The sequence below is a fragment of the Halomonas sp. KHS3 genome, assembly GCF_000830495.1.
GTDB lineage: Bacteria > Pseudomonadota > Gammaproteobacteria > Pseudomonadales > Halomonadaceae > Vreelandella > Vreelandella titanicae.
Genome location: NZ_JWHY01000012.1, coordinates 20,925 through 44,205 on the forward strand (window position 1 = coordinate 20,925; position 23,281 = coordinate 44,205).

Sequence of the window (23,281 nt, forward strand, 5' to 3'; positions counted from 1 at the left end):
ACTAACCACACTTTGACCAGCCGCAGCCAGCATAGCAGGTCGGGCAGCCATCCATCATGATCAGCTCACCGCGGCACTCGGGGCAGTTACCCACTATGGCTGGGCCACTGCCTTCAGGCTTTTTTCCCTTCGTTGCCTTATCACCGCCAATCGACTCCACCGCGCCTGTTTCAATGGGTGCATCATTAGCTTCGTCTTCAGCACCGGGCTGCCAAGCGTGGCCGTGAGCCATACGATGAGCATAACGCTCTACCAGCTTTTCAACCGGCACCTGGTTGCCATCCCGATCTAGAAAACCGCGGCGATAAAGAATCTGCTGAATCGACCAGGCAATCGCCGCCACTTCCGAATCGTGGAACATTGGCTTGTTCCAGCGGTTCATGCCACAGCGCACCAAGCCTTTGTCCCAGGCCACTTTGCGCAGATCCGCCACCGCTTGTGTGACGTAACCACCACGGGCCGCCAGCGAAAGGCTGCGCATGGTCGCGGTGATCCACTGGTGCTCGCTGGAGAGCTGCCCTGACGGAAAAAAGAACTCCACCGGGCGCTCAATCACCACGCGCTTACTGCCAATCACGCCTTCCACTGGCATAAACGACACCAGCAAATAGACTTTTTTGCGCCCTTCCGCGCCTACGTATGAAATCTTTTCAGACACGGCTTCCAACGTGCCTTCCGGACGGGAAGGTATACGCACCGTTAGCGGATCTTCATCTTGTAGCTCAGGAACGGGAACGGCCTGCTCCTGCTGCTTGATACGGTAACCCACAATTTTTGAAGTAATTTCTACAGCCATGGTGTTCTCCACTTAGCAAAGGTGTGCGTTTTTAAACAGGTGGCGCTTAACGCAGCATCACCATTTGCCGTAGGTGCCTTCTTTTAAGCCATCAAAGAGGTTGGCAGCGTTATGCTCTTCACCGTCGTAAATCACCTTCTCATCCCCGGCTAGTTCGAGGGTTTCACCGTTTTCCAGTTCGAATACGTAGGTCGTGTTTTTAAGATCATCTTCCCGCACGAGCACGCCCTGGAAAGCTTCGGGATTAAAGCGAAAAGTAGTGCAGCCTTTTAAGCGGCTTTCATAAGCCTGCAAATAGAGGTTCTGGAACTGTTCAAAGGGGAACTCGGTAGGCACATTGACCGTTTTCGAGATCGCTGAATCCACCCAGTGCTGGGCGGCGGCTTGAACGGCAACGTGCTGTTCGGGAGATATCGCATCGGCGGTAACGAAGTAGTCAGGCAGGTCGCTGTCCACCGCATCAGATGCAATAAAGTGACGGTAGGCGGCCAGCTCAAAGGAGACGACTTCGACCTGCTCTTTGGTCTTCTTGCCCGACTGAATAATATTGCGGAAATAGCGATGCGAGAAGGAGGGTTCGATACCGTTGGAGGCGTTGTTACCCATCGACAGGCTGATCGTGCCGGTCGGCGCGATCGAGCTGTGGTGGGTAAAGCGCGCGCCGTGCTCGGCCAGTTGCGCCACCAACTCCGGCTCATGCTCGGCCACTTGGGCCATATATTGGCTGTAACGGGCGTGCAGAATGCGCCCTGGCACTTGATCACTCACTTCGTAGCCATCTTTAGCCAACTGTGGCCGCTCACGCAGCATTTTGGGGGTAATGGTGTGCTCCTGTTCGAGCACCGGCGCCATGCCCTTCTCTTGAGAAAGCTCCAGCGCCTGTTTCCAGCCCTCAATGGCTAAATGACGGCTGACTTCATCGGTGAATACCAGTGACTGCTTAGAGCCGTAGGGAATCTTTAACATAGTAAGCGTCGACCCTAAGCCTAGAAAACCCATGCCGTGGCGACGCTTGGCTTCAATCTCACGCTGCTGCTGGGGCAGCGGTAGACCAGCAATTTCCACCACGTTGTCGAGCATACGGGTGAAGATCGCCACCACTTTGCGATAGCGTTCCCAATCAAAGCGCGGCTCGGCGCCAAAGGGGTCGATCACAAACTTGGTTAGGTTGACAGAACCCAGCAGGCAGGCGCCTTCTGGCGGCAAGGGTTGTTCGCCACAGGGATTCGTCGCACGGATATCTTCGCAGAACCAGTTGTTGTTCATCCGATTAACTTGGTCGATCAGGATAAAGCCGGGCTCGGCGTAGTCGTAGGTGGAGGACATGATGGTGTCCCACAACTCGCGCGCTTTAATCACTTCAACAATGCGGCAGGCGACGCGGCCTTCGGCATCGACCGTGTAGCCCTCTTCAACCACCGGCCAGTCGCGGTAGATCAGGTCTTCCGCTTTGACATCCTCTTTCTCACCGGGGTGCAGCGGAAAAGCCAGCGGCCAGTCAGCATTGTTCTTGACCGCTTCCATAAATTCGTCGGTGATCAGCAAGCTGAGGTTAAACTGTCGTAGGCGCCCCGCTTCGCGCTTGGCCTGAATAAACTCACGTACGTCCGGATGCCCCACGTCAAAGGTGCCCATCTGGGCACCACGCCGACCACCAGCAGAGGCGACGGTGAAGCACATCTTGTCGTAGATATCCATAAACGCCAGTGGGCCGTTGGTGCCCGCGCCAGCGCCGAATACGAACGCGCCCTTATGACGCAGCGTCGAGAAGTCGTAGCCGATACCCGCCCCGGATTTCAGCGTCATACCCGCATCGACCACTGAGTCGAGGATATCGCGCATGGAGTCACGAATGGTGCGGGAGACAGTGCAGTTAATCAGGCTCACCGCAGGCTTGTAGGCCTCAGCCCCCGCGTTGGAGAGAATACGACCGGCAGGTATGGCGCCATTTTCCAGCGCCCAGCGGAACTTCGGCAGCCACTCTTCCGCCTTATCACCTTCCACCGCAGCCAGGGCGCGAGCAACACGTTCAAACGTAGCACCGACGTCTTGATCCACGGGCTGACTATGACGATCCTTGAGACGGTATTTGGCGTCCCAGATTTCCCGCGAGGGGGCCTGCATCGGGACATCATTAGAGGTCTTCATAGCCTTGGCAGCGGTGCTCATGTCGCAAAACTCCTTCACAGCGGGGTGAATTATAGCGCTCAAATAGGGCGATTATACGTAGCATCGGAGTGAAGTATAGACGTGACCTCCCACCATATGAGGCACTTTTTTTAATTTTTTCTACCATATATAGGAAAATCAGCGCGTTACTGTTTTGCCAATCCCAAACACGATATAGACTGGGGTTTTGGGTTAAATGGCTTTGATCATGTCCGCAACTCACTTCCTGCGCTCTCCATCCCAGTATCTTTGCACGCTCACGTTTACCGTTGTGGCGATAGCGACCATGTGGATGGTCGCTACGCCCGTCACTAACGCGACCACCTTCAATACCGACGATGTGGCCACCCACGACCATTGGCAGTCAATGACGCTCTCACTGGGGGGCGAACGCCACTATCGGGCGGTAGAAACCCACAGCTACTCGGATGCGACGCTGAGCTTGAATGCCACCTCGGGCGTTTGCGATTTACCCTGGCTGGAGATGCGCGTCACCCTTGAGCAGCAGCAGGGAGAGAGCCGTACAGTAAACCTGGTGCCCACTCGGCTGCGCATCGATGAGCGGCCCGTTATCGACACCATGGCGGAATTTATCACTGAGCGCGGCGATGACGGGTTTTATGCTCACTTTTATTTAAGTGACTTGGCATCACTGATGGCCGACATGCGCCAGGGGGAGCAGCTATTTCTCGGCTTCGACCAGGACGAGCGCGAGCCGTGGTATATGACCTTTAGCCTAAAAGGCGCCGATGCGGCGATCAACCGGATGCTCACCCAGTGTGAAGGTAGTGGCACCTAAAGGTTTGCTTAAATCAGCACCACAGGCTCAAGCGCCATTTCAACGCGGTTGCGTCCGCCATGCTTAGCGCGGTACATGGCGTCATCAGCCCGGGAGATAAGGGTTTTACAGCTGTCACCCGGCTGCCAAACGGCGACACCGATACTCACTGTAACCGTTTGCTCAACGCCCTCTATACGCAGCTCTTCTACCAGCGAGCGCAGCCGCTCAGCCAGGCCAGTGGCGGCATCAACATCGGAATGAGTCGCCAGCACAATAAACTCTTCGCCTCCCCAACGGCCCAGGTGGTCGCAGCCACGCAGCGAGCTTTCCACTAAGCGCGCCAGGGCCACCAGCACATCGTCACCCACGCTATGGCCGTGAGCATCGTTGATCTGCTTAAAGTTATCCACATCGAACAGTAGCAAGGCAAAAGCGGCCGCATAGCGCTTGGCAGCCACCAGCTCTGCATTGATCGCTTCTTCGATGCGGTAACGGTTCCACACCTTGGTTAGAGGATCGAAATGGGCTAATTGCTCAAGACGCTGGTTGGCTTCGGCAAGGGCTTTGCGTTCGTGCTCCAGGTGCATATTCAGTGAGCTAATTTCATAGGCAGAAATCGCCAGCGTCAGGTCTTCCCCCAAGTCTACCGCCGCTAAGCGCTCTACCCGCAGCCACGCTTCACTTCTGCCGACTACCTCTTCAGACCAAGCAACCGATGGAGCCAATATCACGGCCGGTTTAGGGTTGGTTGTAGGCTGCATCGCCCAATACAGCGTTTCCACCTGCTCGGGGCGAAAAAAAATCAGCCAGGCGCGCTGGGTCGAACTCATTGGCAGCGGCACTGCTAGAGCCCCACACTGCTCGGGCATGGCTAGCGAAGCGGTTAACGTCTCTTTGCCGATTTCGCGCGTGCACCAAGGGCCGCTATGTACATGAGTTCTTTCCAGGCGCAGCACAAACTGGCTTATCGCTTCTGGAGTCGGCGTCACACCCGCTTGATAAGCGCCACCATTCACCCACAGCACCACGCCATGGGCGCGAAACAGCTTCATCCAGATAGCCGCCTGCTCATGAAGTAACTGTTGGGGACTTTGCGGCTCGCTGCGCGCTCGCGCACTGAGCACGAGGCTATCCTGAACCCGTTGTAGGTAGCGGGCTTCTTGACGCGCCCGTAGCAACAGCATGCGCTGGGTGGCCATTTGCACGAGGGTGCGAACGGCATCACGCACGGGGGGTTCAACCGAGTGCGGTGCTGGCGAATGGCAAAACACTAGACCCCATAAGCCAGTATCCCCCTGCATGGCCAAACTGAATGACCCACGCACCCCCAGGCGATTTAAATATCGCTGCCGCTCAGGGGCAGGGGCGCGTAAAAAGCTGCCGCTAAGGCTCACTCCCGAGTAGGCGGGAGTCAGCGTTTCAGGCGGCGCATCGACGTCTTCAATTAACCGAACGGGGTAATGTTGGTAACTTTTGCGTAAGGCGACAGGGAAGTCGCTTGAGGGGAAGCGCTGACCCAACAGCGAGGGCAGCTGGTTGCCCAGCGCTTCGGCAACCATTAAACCATGCCAATCACTGTCGAAATGGCACACGGTGACGCGATCATGGCCGGTGAGCTGTTGAATAGCGTTAACCAAGCAGTCGAGCAGCTCTTCCTGGTGGGTTGCGTCGGCTAAATGCATCAGCCGCTCATTGACTGTGCCAAGCAGGCGGCGCTTACCTTGGGGGTTGAGTGGCTCAATCTCGACGATGACCTTCCCACCTGCTCGGTAAGCATAGAGCTGAAAACGCATGTTGCTATGCTTGGAACGAATAAACACCAGCGGGCCGGAGAGTTTCTGCTGCCCCTGCAACTCGCGGCGCACCCGCTGGCTTAGCCGTTTTCCTAACACATAGGCAAGAGTGTGCGGCCCATTTTCAGGGCGCTCAATACCGGTCAAGCGGGTTAAGTTGGTGCTACTGGCTTGAATGCGGCGACAATCGGCATCTAAAACCAGCAGAGCTCCAAACGACTGCAACCGCGGGTGGTACATGGACACAAACGTGGCCTCGCAATCTATTCACCCTCGACCTGCTGCCTTAGCAACAACTCTACGCGACGGTTGGCAGCTCGGCCCTCCGCCGTTGCGTTCGGTTCCATGGGTTGGGTGTCGGCATAACCGACGGCCCGCATACGAGAGATATTGAATCCTTGGCGCTCTAAATGCCTCACCACAGCGATAGCCCGCGCTGATGAAAGCTCCCAATTAGAGGGGAAGCGGGCCGTTGAAATAGGCACGCTGTCGGTGTGGCCTTCTACCGAAATCTGACCGTCAAAACGGGTCAGCACATCGATAAGGCTTTCTACCACCTCTTGCCCACGGGAAGTCAGTACAGCTTGACCGCTGGGAAATAAAAGGCTGGTATCAATACGTAACGTGACCCCTTCACTCCCTTGCGAAACACTGACACCGGGGATGTCGAGCCCATCAAACTGCGGCTGAACCCCTGAATGGCGGGGCTGAATACCAGTGGCTAGAGACGCCAGCGGCAATGATGATACAGCGCTAGCCGAGCGCATGAAAGCAGTATCAGCCGCCTCACCGCCTCCCGGCGGTGTCAGTGAAAGCAGCAGCACAAAGAGCGTGATTAGCAGCGTCAGCACATCCAAATAGCTGGTTAGCCAACCCTCGTCACCATCGCCTGGCGACGGCGTCATTTCCAGTGCGTGGCGCGTATCACGGTCAAGCATCTGGCCTACCCCTTCGCCGCCGCACTAACCGACGAATCAGGCCTTGGTTTGACGCTGTTATCACGGATCTCATCGTGATAGTTAGCTACAAACGAGTTGAGGGTCTCTTCAATAAACGACGGCAGGCGGCGCTTGGTAATCAGCGAAATACCTTCCAGCACCATGTTCATGGTAATCAGCCGCTCTTCGGTGCGGCGCTCGAGTTTCACCGCAATCGGCTTAAACACCAAGTTGGCGAGTAAAATGCCGTAGAAGGTGGTGAGCAGGGCCACCGCCATGCGCGGGCCGATCACCTGCAGGTCGCCTGCGTCCATGACTTCCAGCATATTGACCAGCCCCACCAGGGTGCCGATCATGCCAAATGCGGGTGCGTAGGTGGCCATGGTACGGAATATTTGTGCCTCAGCATGCTCACGCGCTTTAAGACGGGCAATGCGCCAACGCAGCATGTCAAAAATTTCATCCTCTTTGGTGTTGGCAATGACCAGTTGGATCCCGGTACGCAAAAACGGGTTTCGGGTATGCTCCAACTCGCGCTCGACAGCACGTACATCGCCCTTAAACCAGAGTCGCGACATATCCACCAATTCGCGGATATCGTCACGCATATAGGTATTTTCGCGCCGGAATACCAAGCCCACCAACCGTACGACACGCAGCACCTCTTTCAGCGGATAGCTGATAAAGGTTGCCGCTAGGGTACCGGTCACCACAATGGCCAAACCCGGCAAATTGATAAAACTTTCAGGGGACTCTGCGGTGAAAAACAGCACGCTCACCAACAGTAGTATGCTGGCAAATATGCCTATCAGCGTCGAAGGGTTCATCCACGGCTCCTTGCCGGTCACAAGTGAGTAAAAAGAGGTGTTATGCCGAGTCGTGTAAACGCGCGCGTAAGCGGCTGACGGCTTGGCTGTGCAGTTGTGAAACGCGTGACTCCGTGACGCCCAACACAGCCCCTACTTCCTTAAGGTTGAGTTCTTCTTGGTAGTACAGCGCCATTAGCAGCTTTTCACGCTCTGGCAGCGCTTCAATTGCCTCAATCAACGTTTGTCGTTGCTGGCCGTCTAGCAACTGCTCGAACGGTGAATTAGCCAATTCATTATTGCTAGGCTCGCCACCATCGGCCACCAGCTCTTCAAACGGCAACAGTTGACCACTGTTGGTGTCGTTGAGGAGCTGCTGATACTCACTCAACGGCATTTCAAGGTGTTGGGCGATTTCGTTCTCTTCTGGTGCCCGTCCGAGCTGTTGCTCTAATTGACGAACGGCACTGTCAACCGCTCGCGCTGAGCGGCGCACGCTGCGGGGCAACCAGTCGCGGGTACGTAATTCATCCATCATTGCACCGCGAATACGCTGACTGGCAAACGTCGCGAACGTTGCTCCCTGGGTGGCATCGAAGCGCCCCAGTGCTTCCAGCAGCCCTACCATCCCGGCTTGAATAAGGTCGTCGAGCTCAATGCTGGCTGGCAAACGGACCTGAAGCGTCAAGGCCTGACGTCGTACCAGTGGCATGTATTGCGTCAACAGCTCACTCTGTTTGATCCTGCCTTGTGCTGTGTACATCCTCTCGCCTCGCGTCTATCCAGCCTTCACTGATAGTTCACAATCATTTGCAGCCCCTGGACACGAACAGGCCGCTGCCCCGGACGTAAAGCGAAGCGAAAATGCAACGGCGCATCCGCGGCAAACCCCGCCAGGGCAGTGGTAGTCCCCCGCATGCCAGCTAACGCAACGCACTGCTCAGGATGGCACAGCCAAGCGTTTAATAACGCACCAGGGGGATATTGAAACTGCCAATGAATACGCCCGAGCTGTGCTGACTCCACATTGTTAGCAGCAGCGGGTGGGGTAGCGTTTTGACTAGCACTTGCCCTATCACTCATCGCTACCATCAGACCTGGTATCTGGCTGCTCCAGCTACCGGGTGTCGCCTGAGCGTTTCCCGTTAACCCTGCTAGTAGACACCCTGTCAGCAGTACTGGGCTCAGTAGCAGTCTCCCTCTTAATAGCCAGCTTAGCATGCTTGGTCTCCTCAGCAGAGTGCGCTCATCGTGCAAGTACCAACAGCTCCATATTTAAGTAGTAATCAGCTGCCTCACGCAAGTTATTGAGCAACCCTTGACGCGGCAAATGCGGCTCGTGGAGCGCCAGCAAACGGCGCGGCCCGCCACGCTCATGTAATTGACGCAAGGTACGGAACATGGAAGCAAAGGTATCGGCATCGCTACTGATCCACAGTGCCCAACGGCTGTATTGATCGCAAAGTTGGGCTAGGTCGGCCGTTTCGGCCATGACGATATGAATATCCCAATCCTCAGGATCACCGGCCCAGCTTCGACCTAACGTCGACCACTGCCCTAATCTTGCTTTAACCTTGTTCACCTGGGCTGCACCACTACCTGGTAGCCCGACCACAATAAGCGGAATTTTGGGCTGGTGCGCTACCACCGTTGCTGGCTCTTCCACCGCTGCAGCTGTCGGCGTTAACAGAGAGGTAGGCTGTTTAGATTCCGGCACGTGTTCTGCCGCCGCAACATCAACTGTACCCTCAGCTTGCTGCTGTTGGCGCTGCAGGTTTGCCCACTTGCGTAGACCCGATGCTTGATCCTGTTCGCTCACACCACGCCCTCTCGACTAACACTGCCCATTTGACGAATCGCATCTCGTGCCATAAAGGCGTAGACCAGTGCATCAAGCATGCCGGTATCGCGGCGGCGACGGCTGTTGCCTAACAGGTTGAGCAGATCGCCACGCAGCGTCTGCGCCTCCTCATCATCAGCAACATCGAGATGCCCGGCGACCGATGCCACACCGCTGGCCATCAATAGGCGAACTTCAGCATTTAGATCCCCGCTATCGGCCTCTTTTAACTGCTGCCACGCGCGACGCGTCAAGGCGGCCAAGCCTTCGCTTTGCAGCTGGGTTAACAGCAGTGAGAGCACCTCTGCTCCTAGCCGAGCGGGGGTAAGCCAGTAGCGGCGCGCCACTACTTTGGCGCTTTCCGGATCGCGAACTTCACCGAACCAGGCGAGTAGAGCCGTGCCGCTGGCGTCCTCGACTTCGGCGTAGGCAGTCCACAGTTGCACCGATTGGCCACGAAAACGCACGCCCACATGGTGCGTTAGCACACTGTCACTAAATAGCTGGCGGATAGATTGACGTTCGTGGTGAAAGCGTAACCGATGACTGGGGGCCACTTGGCTGACCCAGGTCAAGTGCTCAGCTTCCAGCCACGCTAGTGCATCCGGTTCAGGGAAGCGCGGCAGTAAGTGCACCGCTACACCGCTCGATGCCGACAGCGCGGCTAAGCGTGGCTGCCATCCTGCGGCGTGGCGATGCTGCAGCCAGGGTAGCGCCAGCCAGGCACCATCCGTGTCCAGGCCAATGTCCGGCATTGCCCAGTCGCAGCCGCGCTCATTGCGCCGCGGAAACCACGCCATCCCTAAGGTGGTCTTTGCCGCTGGATAACCGGCAAGTAATGCATCCAAATGCGTTTCCTGCAAACGACTAGGCAGCGAAGCTAGGTTCCAGATCTCTTCTAATTCCGCAAATCCCGTGACACGTTGGCGCAACCTCGCCAATAGCGACGACAAACGACGCCCTTGGCCCAGGACATCCCGCGACCAGCGCGGCATTCCCATCGGCGCATCGGCACTTTGCACCCGTTCACGCTGAGGAGTCGCGGTACTCAGCGCTTGATCCACTAGCGCATCGGGGGCGGCAAGGGCCATATCTTCGGGCACCTGCTGACCATTAGAACCAAACAGGACGCGCATCCCGTGACGCATAATAATATCTAACACTGGAGCCAGACGTCCCGCCTCATCCTGTTTGGTGATAATACAGTCATCTAACTCTGCGCCCGCCGCCCGCGCGGCCTGACGGTAGCGCAGCACCACTTCTTCGAGGGTTTCCGGTTGGCTGGCAGCATTGAGTAGCAGCACCAAACGTACCCGCGAGCGTCCTCCTTGCAGGTGGGCAATCTGCTCTATCACCCGCTGGTCACGCTGACTCATGCCTACGGTGTCGATAATTACCCACTGCTTGCCCTGCAGGCGGCCCAGCAAATCGTCGATGGGCTGTTCGGCATCCAAGGCGTACATCGGGGTATCCAGCAGGCGCGCATAAATGCGCAACTGCTCATGGGCACCGATCCGGAAGCTGTCGGTGGTAACCAGCGCTACCGGGCGCGTGCCGTGGCGCATCACAAAACGAGCGGCCAGCTTGGCGGTGGTGGTGGTTTTACCTACCCCCGTTGGCCCCACCAGGGCAACAATGCCGGTTTGGTCGAAAAAGCTTGCTTCATCGTTGAGTACGTAAAGGCGATCCATTAACTGCTGTCGCAGCCACTGCAGTGGGGCTTCGCTATCGCCGTCTAACCTGGTTAGCGATGCAGGCAACCCAGCCAGCAGTTCATCGGCAATTTCGCTGCTAAAACCCACATTCCATAGCAGTTGACGCAGCCGTGCAGCCGTTCCGGTGGGCGCTGCTGGCGATGGTGAAGCAGTATGGGTTGACTGGCTGTTTGCCAGCAGCGCTCGCATATCCTGCATTTCGCGCAGTAAGCGCTCGCTCATCGCCTGCATGGGGTCTTGCGCTGGGGGTGCTGTCGGCGTTTCGGGTGGTGCAGGTTCTGGTGAGGGTTCAAAGTGGTCGATGGCTTCATCCGCCATCGCTAAAATTTCAACGCCCCCTTCGGTACGCCGATTTGCGACAATCAAGGCGTCTTCACCGAGCGTTTCACGCACTTGGCGCATCACATCACGACTATTGGCTCCCACGAAACGTCTAACGCTCATGATTTACCCTTGCCTGTTCTGAAAATGGACGACGCTAGCCTATCACGGCGTGCCATCTTTAACGTCCGCCGACCACTGTGGTCACTCTTAATGTGCGATCGTCGGGAATTTCAGCCTGGGACAGTACCGACATATGGCGTAACCGGCGACGCAAGAAGCGCGACAGCACCGCCCTTAGTGAATGTTGCACGACCAGCACCGGCGGCTCGCCGGAACTTTCGTGACGCTCCAGCGCCTGCTGGGCCTGGGTCATCAGCGTTTCTGCCAACCCGGGCTCCATGGCGCCGTTGCCATTCATGGCCTGTACCAGCACTTGTTCCAGTTGAGCATCCAGCCCCATGACATTGAGTGTCTCCTGCCCCGCAAACCACTGCTGGACAATGGCGCGCCCCAGCGAGACTCGCACCAGCGCCGTCAGCTCATTAGGATCTTTTTGCTGTGTGGCGTACTCGGCCAGGGTATCGAGAATAGTGCGCATGTCGCGGATAGAGACATCTTCGTCAAGCAGGTTTTGCAAGATGCGCTGCAGTACCGTCAATGAAATAGCTTTGGGGATCACCTCTTCGACCAACGCTTTTTGATCATCGCCCATTTTATCCAGCAACTTCTGTACTTCCTGACGGCCCAGCATCTCGGGTGAATGACGGTGCAACAAGTGGTTCAAGTGGGTCGCTATGACGGTACTGGCATCCACAACGGTGTAGCCATACACCTGGGCATGCTCACGCTGGTTGCTATCAATCCAGACAGCGGGCAAGCCAAAAGCGGGATCCTGAGTATGGGTGCCCTGCAGCTCGCCCGATACCTGCCCGGGGTTAATCGCTAGCCATTTACCTGGTTGTGCCTCGGCGCGACCAATCTCGGCGCCTTTCATGGAGAGTACATAGGCGTTCGGCGGCAGCTCCAAATTATCACGGATATGGACGACCGGCGGCAGGAAACCCACTTCTTGGGCAAACTTCTTACGTACGCTCTTAATGCGCCCGAGCAGCTCGCCTTTTTGACGCGAGTCCACCAGCGGGATTAAGCGATGGCCCACTTCCAGGCCAAGCGTATCGACCAGTTGCACATCTTCCCAACTCGCTTCGGGAGTCTCCTGTAAAGGCACCGGTGCCGCGGCAATCTCCTCCTTGACCAACGCCTTCTCTTTTTGGCGCGTTAACAGCCATGCCAGGCCAGCCAACAACGCGGTAAAGAATAGAAATACGAAATTGGGCATGCCAGGTACCATACCCAGCATGCCCATCACCACGGCAGCCAAAATCAGTACCTGAGGATTAACGAACAATTGGCTAAGCATTTGCTGGCCAATATCTTCGTTCGTATCCATGCTGACCCGGGATACTGTGACACCCGCGGCGGTGGAGATCACCAAAGCAGGGATTTGCGCCACCAGGCCATCACCAATCGCCAACAACATATAGGTCTGACCAGCAGCGCCAAAGCTCATATCGTGCTGCAGCATGCCAATCATCAGCCCGCCGATGATATTGACCACCATAATCACCAAACCGGCAATGGCATCGCCACGGACAAACTTACTTGCGCCGTCCATGGAACCAAAGAAATCCGCCTCTTGAGAAACCTCCGCGCGGCGCTTTTTGGCGTCTTCTTCGCCGATCAAGCCGGCGTTCAGATCGGCATCGATGGCCATCTGCTTACCAGGCATTGCATCCAGGGTAAAGCGCGCACCCACTTCGGCAATACGGCCAGCACCTTTGGTGATAACCATAAAGTTGATGATGACAAGAATCAGGAAGACCACTAGGCCAACAGCGAAATTACCGCCGACCAGAAACGCCCCGAACGCTTCAATGACCTTACCCGCAGAGGCGCCGCCTTGGTGGCCCTCCATCAGCACCACACGGGTAGAAGCCACATTGAGCGACAGGCGCAGCAGCGTAGTAAATAGCAACACGGCAGGAAACGCCGCAAAGTCCAGCGGCTTCTGCGTAAACATGCTGACCAATAACACCATAATGGCCAGAGCGATGTTGAAGGTGAAGAGTAAATCCAGGGCGAAGGGAGGCAAGGGCACAATCATCATGCCCAAAATCATGAGGATGAGCAGCGGCCCGACCAGCAGCTTCATGCGCACATCACCCATCCAGTCGCGCCGACCTACTAGCTGACTCAAGCCTTTCATGGTTGCGCCTCATTACCACCGGCGCCATGCCCGGGGCTTTCCATCTCCGGCGGAACCGGCAGGTTATCGGGGGTTGGGGGCACCTCGCCTCCTTGTTGTGATACTTGCTTGAGGCGGTAGGCCCAGGCCATTACTTCCGCCACCGCGGTATACAGTTCGGCAGGTACTTCTGCATCTAGATCGACGTGATGATACAGGGCCCGCGCCAATGGTGCTGCCTGCAAGCGAGGCACGCCTGCCTCTTCAGCGATTTCGCGAATGCGTACAGCCACTGCGTCGGCGCCTTTTGCCACCAGCCGCGGGGCGCCCATACTGCCTTCCTGATAAGTCAGTGCTATCGCGTAGTGCGTAGGGTTGGTGATGATGACATCCGCTTCGGGTACTTTGCTCATCATCCTGCCCCGCGCCATGGCCTGCTGCTGCTGGCGAATGCGCGCCTTCACATGCGGGTCGCCTTCGGACTCTTTGTGCTCACGCTTAATCTCTTCCTGACTCATGCGCAGCTTCTTAGCATTGTCCCAGAGCTGGAAAGGGACATCGATCAAAATGACCACGATCAACACCAGCACCATTAGCCCAGCTGCCTGAGCCGCCATGCTTAAGGCATTGGTTAGCGCTTGCTGGATAGGCTGATCCATTAGCGCCATAAATTTGCCGATGTTGAAATACAAAAACGTCGCAGCCACGCCCCCTACCAGAAACGATTTGGCAATCGCTTTTGCCAATTCGATCAGAGCCTGGGTGGAGAAGATACGCTTTACGCCCTTAATAGGGTTTAGCTTGGAAAACTTGGGCTGCATCGATTTACCCGATATCAGCCAGCCTCCCATCAGCCCAGGGGCAACTAATGCAATGATGGCTAACAGTAAAAACAGCGGCATCATGGCAAATAGCGTGCGCTGACCAAGGTCCAGCGCATTGACCAGCATCGGCGTACTTTCCATTGCCTGGCGGCGCTCAAACAAGAAAGCTTGCTCCATCACCGCACCCAGCTGGTCGTAGAGCATGTTGCCCATGCTATAGAGGCCAATCACACCACCCAGCAAAAGTAAAAACGTATTTAACTCGCGGGAACGGGCAACTTGGCCCTCTTCACGGGCTTTCTCTTTCCGCCTGGGCGTGGCCTCTTCGGTCTTTTCCTGGTCGCTATCGTTATCTGCCATACGGGTATCCGGCCAGGTGAAGCAAAGCTTATCACGTATTCAGCCGTCCATAGGGACGGCTGAATGGCGTACTTGCGTGCCCAGAGGGCGTTTAATAACGCATCTTAGAAGCCTAATTCGTCCAATAAGTCGTCTACTTGATCTTGCCCAGAGACTGTATCAGGGACATTATCCTTCACTTGCGGCCCATTCAAAAGCTCTTCGTTACGCCGTGCACTGTCGCTTTTCCACTGATCCTCGGCCTTGCGCTGCAGCGTTTCTCGTGCATGGGCGCCCGGCGCGTTATCGATCAACACTTGCACCAACTGATGTTCGATCTCATGGATCACGTCCATCATCTTCTTAATCACTTGGCCGGTCAGGTCCTGAAAGTCCTGAGCCATCATGATTTCCATCAGTTCTTTGTTAGTCGCTGAAACCACATCGGGCACTTCGCTAAGATAAGTGCGTGTCTCGACAACGAGCGCTTTCGCCTCATCCAGCTCTTTCGGTGCTTCAAACCACTCGGCCCAGCGTTTATCCAACGCTTCCGCCCGGTCTGACAACTGATCCTGCAGCGGCTGCGCACGGTCAACGGCATTGAGCGCTCGATCTGCTGCCTGCTCCGTCATGGTGGCGACATAGTGCAAGCGGTCGCGTGCATCGGGGATGGCTTCGGCCGCCTTCTCAATCTCTTTATCAAGCCCCAGTTCACGCATGTTTTCGCGCAGCATGCGCGTCAACTTACCGATGCGATGAATTAAGTCTTCGGCGGCTTGTTCGGACGATTGGGCAGAATCGGACTGCTCATTCTGGCTCATAACGTTGTCTCCTCGTTAACCAAGCACATAGGCCCAGTTGCTCACATACCCAGTTTGTCGAAGATCTTATTGAGCTTTTCTTCGAGGGTAGCGGCAGTGAACGGCTTGACGACATAGCCGTTAGCGCCCGCCTGAGCAGCCGCTATAATGTTCTCTTTCTTCGCTTCTGCGGTCACCATCAACACAGGAAGGTCTTTCAAGGCGTCATCCTGACGGATCTCCTTGAGCATCTCCAGGCCATCAAGGTTCGGCATGTTCCAATCGGAAACGACGAACTCAAACTTGCCGGCACGCAGCTTATTGAGCGCATCTTGTCCATCTTCGGCTTCATCCACGTTGGTGAAGCCCAACTCCTTAAGCAGACTACGTACGATCCGACGCATGGTGGGAAAGTCGTCTACAACCAGGAAACTCATATTCTTATCTGCCATGGGTCATCCTCTAATCAATCAGTATATGGCACAAGGGCGACTGAAAAGTACAGTCAGGGGTTTAAAACGGCTACTTTGAAACGGCTCTTTCAAAACGGTTCTTCAGAATTCCTCCCACTCTTCGTGGTCGCTGCGCTGCGAGGCTGGAGCTGGAGCTGGAGCTGGGCGACGAGCTTGCTGGTCGGCCCTAGGCGCAGGCATAACGTCCGTTGCTGGCGATGAGGAAGGCAGCGCCTGATGGGACGCCCCCTGCATACCTAACAGCTTAAACACGGCTACGGCTTGCTCCAACCGGTTGGCCTGTTCCTCAAGGGAGGCCGCCGCCGCAGAGGCTTGCTGTACCAGCGCGGCATTTTGTTGGGTGACTTGATCCATCTGGCCCACGGCTTGGCTGACTTGCTCAATACCGTCACTCTGCTCTTGGGAGGCAGCGGAGATTTCATCCATGATATCGGTAACACGGCGCACTGCAGTAACCACATCCGACATCGTGGTACCGGCCTGCTCGACCAGAGTGGAGCCTTGCTGAATTTGTGTTACCGAAGCATCAATCAGAGTTTTAATCTCTTTGGCCGCATCCGCACTGCGGCTGGCCAAATTACGCACTTCCCCCGCCACCACCGCAAATCCGCGACCTTGCTCGCCGGCGCGGGCGGCCTCTACCGAGGCGTTGAGAGCCAGAATATTGGTTTGAAAAGCAATTGAGTCAATAACGCTGGTGATATCGGCGACTTTTTTCGAGCTGGTGGAGATACCGTGCATAGTTTGCACCACTTGCTCCACCACTTGTCCACCGCGCTCAGCCGTGGTGGAAGCGTCTGCTGCCAGGGTGCTGGCTTGACGAGCATTGTCGGCGTTCTGTTTTACCGTCGCGGTCATCTCTTCCATGCTGGCCGCGGTTTGTTGAATCGATGCCGCCTGCTGCTCTGTACGTGAGGAGAGATCAGCGTTGCCGCTGGCAATCTCACGGGTGCCGTGGTGAATTTCGTTACTGCCTTCACGCACCCGGCCAACGATATTGGTGAGGTTTTGCTGCATGGTGCCCATAGCACCAAACAAACGGCCAATTTCATTTTTACCTGCTTCCGGCAGCGGGTTGGTCAAATCAGCCTCAGCAATCGCATCAAGCCGTTGGATGGCGCCTCTTAGCGGCGCAATCACTGTACGGCGTAAACCTAGGTAGATTATCAAGGTCATCAGTAAGGCAAAAATCACCGCTCCAGCATTGATCATGGCAAACAGATTGCCTTGGGCATCCGCGTCAGCGCGAATGGTATCTACCCGCTGGAAGCCGTAGGCCACAAACGCCGTCATACTTTCAGATAAGCTATTTATCGGCTCTACCAGCTCATCGCGCAGGTTGTTGTAGCTGGTTAAGTCCATATATTCAAAGGTATCGTGCTGTTGTTTAACTAGCCCCATTACGGTATTAAAATCTTCAATTAGGGTGTTCGCCAATGCTTCGCCTTGCGGTGAAAATGAGTTTGCCGCAAAGCGCTCAAAACGCTGTTCAGAACGCTCAATGCGATCAGCGGCAACGGCAACCTGCTCATTGGATTGCTGGGTCTGTCCTACCATCAGGTAGTTGGAGGCAGTTTCCATGGCCAACATGGCTTGGTTAAGCAACGAATCGGCACGGTTAACCTCATTTAACTGCGCATCGCTGATACCGCTTAGCGTGGCTAAGTTATTTTGTGAATTGCGATCGGCCACCACACTCAAGCCCGAAATCATTAAAATCAGCACGACAAAGCAGCAAAGCGATGTGACCACGGCGGCGTGAATACTCAAATTGCGCAGTAAACGGTTCATTGTGATTTCCCTTGCGAGCTTATTTAGTTTTTATGATTACTAACTTTTTATGAATTGCACTACACACGCTGGGCGCGGCCGGAGGCGGCGATCAGCGCCATCATTCGCGAGGGAATGTCATCTAACGCCACCACTTCCACAGCCCCCCCGACAGCAATAGCTTCACGGGGCATACCGAAGACCACACAAGTCTGCTCATTCTGGGCAATGGTGGGCGCACCCGCTTGGCGCATCTCTAGCAGCCCTGCCGCACCGTCCTTACCCATGCCGGTTAAAATAACACCGATGGAGTTCTTGCCCGCATGCTGAGCCGCTGAATGGAACAGCACGTCTACCGAGGGGCGGTGGCGATTAACCGGTGGGCCGCTATCTAACCGCGCTACGTAGTTGGCACCGCTACGCGCTAACTTAAGGTGTTGATCCCCTGGGGCGATATAAGCGTGCCCAGGTAGAATCCGCTCGCCGTCGGCGGCCTCTTTCACCGTAATCCGGCACAGCCGGTCTAAGCGCTCCGCAAACGAACGGGTAAAACCGCCGGGCATATGCTGGGTAATCAAAATCGCCGGGGCGTTGGCGGGCAACGGCTCAAGTACCGCACGAATCGCCTCAGTGCCCCCCGTAGACGCGCCAATAATGATCAGCTTTTCACTCGACACTAACGGGGCTTTCAGGGCTTCCGGTGGCGGAGTGTTTTTATGCCGCGCCTGACGAGGCCGTGAACGCGCAGCGGCGCGCAATTTTTCGGCAATCTCGTCAGCGTACTCCATCATCCCATTACGGATGCCCAGACTCGGCTTGGCGACAAAATCCAGCGCACCAAGCTCTAGTGCACGCAGGGTAATCTCCGAACCGCTTTGGGTGAGCGACGACACCATCAATACCGGCATAGGACGCAGGCGCATCAAACGCTCAAGAAAATCCAAGCCATCCATACGTGGCATTTCCACATCAAGGGTGAGCACATCAGGATTGTGCTGCTTGATCAAATCCCTGGCGGCAATGGGGTCAGGCGCTACCGCAACGACTTCCATATCGGGCTGGGAGTTAATAATTTCCGTTAACAAATCGCGAATTAGCGCCGAATCATCGACACACAACACTTTGATCTTGGCTGCGCTCAAAGCACGCCTCCTCTTGCTGTAGACGCCTGATGTGTTATTGCAACCGCCGGAGCCACAGCGCCTAAAGCGATTATAAAGACACGATAGTTATTCATTTTTTGGCCAGGTTATAAACGGTTTGACCACGCAGCTTGAATGCGTCGCTGATATACGAGAAGTTTTCCGAGTGGCCTGCAAACAGCAAGCCATCGGGCTTCATCAGTGGTGCAAAGCGTTTAAGAATTTTTGATTGAGTATCTTTATCAAAATAAATCATGATGTTTCGGCAGAACACGGCATCAAAAGGGCCTTTAATTGGCCATTGCGGCGCTAGCAGGTTCAGTGGCAAAAACTCCACCAGTGCGGATACTTCTGGGCGAATCCGTGCAAAGCCCGCATGGTTACCCGTTCCTTTCTGAAAAAACCGCTTTACCCGTGCCTCATCGATCTTGCGCACCTGTTCCAGGGGATAAACGCCAGCGCGAGCCCTGGCCAACGCATCCGTATCGATATCGGTGGCGATCACTTTGGCCTGCGACGCTTTAGCGCCCAACGTTTCTAACAATGTCATTGCCAGCGAGTAAGGCTCCTCCCCGGTGGAGGCGGCCGAACACCAAATAGTGACCGGGTCTTGTTTGTTCTTTATATGCTCAGCCAACAGCGGAAAATGGTGCGCCTCACGAAAAAAGGCCGTGAGGTTAGTGGTCAGTGCATTGGTAAACGCCTCCCACTCCTTGGCTTCTGGCTGACGCTCCAAGCGCACCAAGTAGTCAGTAAAGCGCGTCATGCCATGGTGGCGTAGCCGCTTTGCTAGGCGGCTATAGACCATTTCACGTTTATGCTCAGCCAGCACAATGCCGGCGCGCTGATAAATCAGCTCGCGAATCCGTGTAAAATCCGCATCCGTCAGTACTAGATCGCGCTCAATCTGACTGCTCGATGTCCACTGACCTGCGTCTACCACCCGTTCACGTTGTTCGGTCAAAACGCTTCCCACTCCTCTGCTGAGGCTGCCTGCCGTTTAACGGGCGAATTCGGCGACGATGTGCTAGGCAACTGAGCAGTGTGCTTAGTCGCTGTCACTGCTGGCGGACGTAGCGCCCCCTGACTGTTTAATCGAAACGCTTCCACCGATAGCGCTAATAGCCCCGCCTGCTTCTCAAGCGAGACCGCCGCGCGTGCGGTTTCCTGAACCCGCACCGCATTACGCTGGGTACCTTGATCCATCTCTGCTACTGCTTGGTTAACCTGGGCAATACCATGGCTCTGCTCTTCGGAGGCGGCTGAAATTTCGTGCATGATCTGCGTCACACTGCGCGCGGCTTCCGCCACTTCGCTAATCGCAGCTTCGGCTTTGGTGACCATACTGGCACCCGCACTTACCTCACGGTTAGAGCCATCAATCAAACCGCGAATTTCTTGGGCGGCACCAGCGCTACGGCCAGCCAGGTTACGCACTTCTTCGGCCACCACCGCAAAACCACGCCCATGCTCGCCGGCCCGAGCCGCTTCTACCGATGCATTCAGCGCCAGAATATTGGTCTGAAACGCGATCGAATCGATAACATTGATAATATCGGCCATCTGCTGGGAGCTTTGGGTAATCCGCTGCATGTTGTCGACTAACTGTGTCATCAACTCGCCAGTATTCGTTACCTGGATAGCATTGTTATCGGCTAGACGGCGGGCTTCTTGAGCGTTCTCACTGTTTTGCCGCACAGTGGCAGTCATTTCTTCCATGCTGGAGGCGGTTTGTTGCAAAGAGGCCGCCTGCTGTTCAGTACGCGACGACAGCTCTTCGTTGCCGCTGGCAATGTCCTGAGCAGCCGGAGTGACCACATCAATACCGCTTTTTACATCGGCGATGATGCTGCTGAGGCTTTTGCGCATAGTATTCAGCGAGTCCATCAATTGGCCCACTTCATCGCGTCTCTGGGCGGGGACTTTAGCGGCCAAATTACCGCCAGCAATTTGCAGCGTAAAACCTGCAGCACTTTTTAGCGGCCTGGTAATCGCCCGCAGGGTAACCATGCCGATCAAAATAAGTAGCAGTAAACCAATTCCAAGTACTATGGCTTGAGCGCCCAGCATCGTGGTTAGACCTTGCTGAGCATCAACGGCCATGGCCTCAGCTGCCTGCTGTTTCTGGGAAATCAGTTGATTAACCATGCCTGACAGGATGCGGCCCTCGCTGGTCATGACGCTAATCACAGCATCGAGACCAGTAAAGGCTTGGTAGGTCTCTTCTGCCTGAAGCACGCTGGCCGCCTGGCCCATGCCGTTCTGCAGGAAGGTCTGTAGCTGCTGGTCAAACTCGGTGGCAAGCTCAGTCGCATTGACCTCACGGGAATAATACTCCTGCCACACCTCAGCAACCTCTGCGGCGCTCTCCTCAATGCTTTCACCCATCTCGAAGCGTTGATTGATCAGTTCCATACGCTCTGGCTCAATCATCGCTTGGCGCGTTTGGGCAATGGTTTGATCGATTTTCTGCAGGCGAATAACATCACGCAGACCGTCATTATTCAGTTGCCCCAAGCGCTCGCCAGAGACATTCAAACCATACAGACCAAGCCCACCGCTGATTAATAACAGCAGCCCTGCAACGACAATCATGCCTACCAATTTGGCACGAATGGTGTCGAGGCGTACCCGGGCCAAACGCTTAATCACACCTTTCTGGCGTAACCGGCCTTTATCTAAGTAAAGCCGCTTGTTGCGGCCTTCGCGTATTTCAGCGTAGGCCCGCTCGGCCTGCTCAATGGCTGCGCGGCTTGCCTGTACACGCACCGAGGTGTAGCCCACGACTTGTCCATCTTCGATAATCGGCGTGACGCTGGCATTTACCCAGTAGTGGTCGCCATTTTTGCAGCGGTTTTTGACCAGCCCTCGCCACGTTTCCCCCGTTTTGACGGTTTTCCAGAGGTTTTCAAAGGCTGCCGGCGGCATATCCGGGTGGCGTATCAGGTTATGCGGCGCACCTATCAGCTCTGCGTGTTCAAAGCCGCTAATATCGATAAACGCAGGGTTGGCATAGGTGATGCGTCCCTTCGTATCGGTACGCGAGACTAGGAAGTCGTCTTCTTTTAGTTCGATTTCACGCTGAGAGACTGGTTGGTTATTACGCATGGTGTGCCTTTTTTTAATGTTTTATTTTTCAAAAAGAGTGCGCCTGCCCTACCAAGCAAATTAAAACGATGACCACTCTTCTGTTTCTGCTACTGGCTGTGGACGCCTTGTTGCGGGTTTTGACACTGCCGCTGGCAATACAGCCGGAGCGCGCGGGGCTGATAATTCAGTGACACGAAAGCGCTCAACCGCCTCGCGTAAGCGTGCGGCTTCGCTTTCAAGTTCATTGGCGCTGCGCGCGGCTTGCTGCACCAGTTGAGCATTTTGTTGCACAACCTGATCCATTTGCGCCACGGCCTGATTCACTTGGCCAATGCCGCTACTCTGCTGCTCAGAAGCGGCGGCGATTTCATCCATGATATCGCTGACGCGCTGAACAGCGCCCACTAGATCTTGCATGGTTTGTCCAGCTTGATTGACCCGCTGAGTGCCGGTATCTACCTTGCTGAGCGATGCATCAATCAGCGTGCGAATCTCTTTGGCGGCAGCGGCGCTGCGACTGGCTAAGCTACGTACTTCCTGTGCCACCACGGCGAACCCTCTGCCATGCTCGCCAGCACGCGCCGCTTCCACCGAAGCATTCAGCGCCAGAATATTGGTCTGAAACGCAATATTATCGATAACGGTAATAATATCAGCGACTTGATGAGAACTTGCGCTTATGTCTTGCATGGTGCTGACGATCTCACCAACCTCTTCTCCACTACGGCGGGCTGTCAGGGTCGCGCTCCCGGCCAATTGGCTGGCTTGGCGGGCATTTTCAGCATTATGACCCACCGTTGAGGCTAACTGCTCCATGCTGGAAGCCGTCTCCTCTAACGAGGTGGCCTGCTGCTCGGTGCGCGAAGAAAGGTCGTTATTGCCGCTGGCTATTTGCTGAGAGCGCTCATAAATCGATGTACCGCTGGTGCGCACGGTACCTACCGTTTGCGAGAGTGAGCTCTGCATATGGGCCATGGCGCTATAAAGCCGCCCTATTTCGTTATTACCCGGAGAGGTAATGGCCTGGCTTAGATCCCCCTGGGCCATACGCTCAAAATAGCCCACCAAGCGATCTAGCGGGCGCAACACATTGGCCGTCACCCCCCAGATAACCACGATTACCGTGGCGATAGTCATTACGACTATCCCGAGTAGTGCCCAGCGAATTGTCGCGGCAAAAGCACTGAAAGCGGCCTGTTGTGCCTGCACATCGTCAGAGGCCTGCACGATTGCTGCACCATGGTGCAGGGCATAAAGACCGATACCACTGGCAATTAAAACAAGCACCGAAAGTGTCGCTAGCACTAAGCCCCAACTCAAGCGCACCGTCATATTATTCATTAATTGCCGCATTCGCTGTGTCACGCCCTTTTCTCCACGCACAACCGGCACTCGCTGGCACTTTCCGTAGCGCGAGAATGCATCATTGAGTAGAA

Annotated in this window: 19 protein-coding genes; 1 reads left to right on the forward strand and 18 read right to left on the reverse strand. The window is 55.6% G+C overall.

Annotated features, from left to right (window positions below):
- Window position 1: 1 nt before the first annotated feature.
- Complete coding sequence (locus RO22_RS21395; RefSeq protein WP_022520913.1) at window positions 2–796, reverse strand: hypothetical protein; 795 nt, start codon at window positions 794–796, stop codon at window positions 2–4.
- 57 nt (window positions 797–853) lie between these two features.
- Window positions 854–2,965 carry an adenosylcobalamin-dependent ribonucleoside-diphosphate reductase gene (locus RO22_RS21400; protein WP_041159374.1) on the reverse strand — a complete coding sequence of 704 codons (2,112 nt, stop codon included), beginning with the start codon at window positions 2,963–2,965 and terminating at the stop codon, window positions 854–856.
- 196 nt (window positions 2,966–3,161) lie between these two features.
- Here RO22_RS21400 and RO22_RS21405 point away from each other — a divergent pair, with 196 nt between their 5' ends.
- Window positions 3,162–3,764 carry a hypothetical protein gene (locus tag RO22_RS21405; RefSeq protein WP_041159375.1) on the forward strand — a complete coding sequence of 201 codons (603 nt, stop codon included), beginning with the start codon at window positions 3,162–3,164 and terminating at the stop codon, window positions 3,762–3,764.
- A gap of 8 nt (window positions 3,765–3,772) precedes the next feature.
- Here RO22_RS21405 and RO22_RS21410 read toward each other — a convergent pair whose 3' ends face one another.
- From RO22_RS21410 to RO22_RS21485, 16 genes are all read right to left on the reverse strand, one after another.
- Window positions 3,773–5,779 (reverse strand): sensor domain-containing diguanylate cyclase, encoded by a 2,007-nt coding sequence (locus RO22_RS21410; RefSeq protein WP_084625514.1) that lies wholly within the window; start codon window positions 5,777–5,779, stop codon window positions 3,773–3,775.
- A 23-nt stretch (window positions 5,780–5,802) separates the two neighbouring features.
- The gene (locus RO22_RS21415) at window positions 5,803–6,477 is read right to left on the reverse strand and encodes a flagellar motor protein MotB (protein ID WP_022520916.1); all 675 of its coding nucleotides are present in this window, start codon (window positions 6,475–6,477) and stop codon (window positions 5,803–5,805) included.
- Window positions 6,478–6,482: 5 nt separating this feature from the next.
- Window positions 6,483–7,304: a motility protein A gene (locus RO22_RS21420; protein ID WP_022520917.1), complete on the reverse strand. Its 822-nt coding sequence runs from the start codon at window positions 7,302–7,304 to the stop codon at window positions 6,483–6,485.
- 40 nt (window positions 7,305–7,344) lie between these two features.
- Complete coding sequence (locus RO22_RS21425) at window positions 7,345–8,046, reverse strand: RNA polymerase sigma factor FliA (RefSeq protein WP_009288446.1); 702 nt, start codon at window positions 8,044–8,046, stop codon at window positions 7,345–7,347.
- A 26-nt stretch (window positions 8,047–8,072) separates the two neighbouring features.
- Complete coding sequence (locus RO22_RS21430; RefSeq protein ID WP_039860577.1) at window positions 8,073–8,504, reverse strand: flagellar protein FlhE; 432 nt, start codon at window positions 8,502–8,504, stop codon at window positions 8,073–8,075.
- A gap of 25 nt (window positions 8,505–8,529) precedes the next feature.
- Window positions 8,530–9,102: a hypothetical protein gene (locus RO22_RS21435; protein WP_041159377.1), complete on the reverse strand. Its 573-nt coding sequence runs from the start codon at window positions 9,100–9,102 to the stop codon at window positions 8,530–8,532.
- Window positions 9,099–11,282, reverse strand: coding sequence for a flagellar biosynthesis protein FlhF (gene flhF, locus RO22_RS21440; protein ID WP_009288443.1), 2,184 nt, complete (start codon window positions 11,280–11,282; stop codon window positions 9,099–9,101). The genes RO22_RS21435 and flhF overlap by 4 nt, the downstream gene beginning before the upstream one ends.
- 58 nt (window positions 11,283–11,340) lie before the next feature.
- The gene (gene flhA, locus RO22_RS21445) at window positions 11,341–13,428 is read right to left on the reverse strand and encodes a flagellar biosynthesis protein FlhA (protein WP_027958766.1); all 2,088 of its coding nucleotides are present in this window, start codon (window positions 13,426–13,428) and stop codon (window positions 11,341–11,343) included.
- The gene (flhB, locus tag RO22_RS21450) at window positions 13,425–14,591 is read right to left on the reverse strand and encodes a flagellar biosynthesis protein FlhB (RefSeq protein WP_009288442.1); all 1,167 of its coding nucleotides are present in this window, start codon (window positions 14,589–14,591) and stop codon (window positions 13,425–13,427) included. The genes flhA and flhB overlap by 4 nt, the downstream gene beginning before the upstream one ends.
- Before the next feature lie 104 nt (window positions 14,592–14,695).
- Entirely contained in the window at window positions 14,696–15,391 is a 696-nt protein-coding gene (gene cheZ / locus RO22_RS21455; RefSeq protein ID WP_009288441.1) for a protein phosphatase CheZ, read from the reverse strand.
- A 41-nt stretch (window positions 15,392–15,432) separates the two neighbouring features.
- Window positions 15,433–15,822: a chemotaxis response regulator CheY gene (cheY, locus tag RO22_RS21460; RefSeq protein WP_022520923.1), complete on the reverse strand. Its 390-nt coding sequence runs from the start codon at window positions 15,820–15,822 to the stop codon at window positions 15,433–15,435.
- 102 nt (window positions 15,823–15,924) lie between these two features.
- Window positions 15,925–17,634, reverse strand: a complete 1,710-nt coding sequence (locus RO22_RS21465) for a methyl-accepting chemotaxis protein (protein ID WP_041159378.1) — start codon at window positions 17,632–17,634, stop codon at window positions 15,925–15,927.
- A gap of 59 nt (window positions 17,635–17,693) precedes the next feature.
- On the reverse strand, window positions 17,694–18,755 hold the full coding sequence (locus RO22_RS21470) for a chemotaxis response regulator protein-glutamate methylesterase (RefSeq protein ID WP_009288439.1): 1,062 nt from the start codon (window positions 18,753–18,755) through the stop codon (window positions 17,694–17,696).
- A 91-nt stretch (window positions 18,756–18,846) separates the two neighbouring features.
- A complete protein-coding gene (locus tag RO22_RS21475) occupies window positions 18,847–19,719 on the reverse strand; it encodes a CheR family methyltransferase (protein WP_022520925.1) in 873 nt (290 codons plus the stop codon).
- A complete protein-coding gene (locus tag RO22_RS21480; RefSeq protein ID WP_041159379.1) occupies window positions 19,716–21,863 on the reverse strand; it encodes a PAS domain-containing methyl-accepting chemotaxis protein in 2,148 nt (715 codons plus the stop codon). Before RO22_RS21480 ends, RO22_RS21475 begins: the two co-directional genes overlap by 4 nt.
- Before the next feature lie 60 nt (window positions 21,864–21,923).
- Complete coding sequence (locus RO22_RS21485; RefSeq protein ID WP_035538269.1) at window positions 21,924–23,186, reverse strand: methyl-accepting chemotaxis protein; 1,263 nt, start codon at window positions 23,184–23,186, stop codon at window positions 21,924–21,926.
- Window positions 23,187–23,281 lie beyond the last annotated feature (95 nt).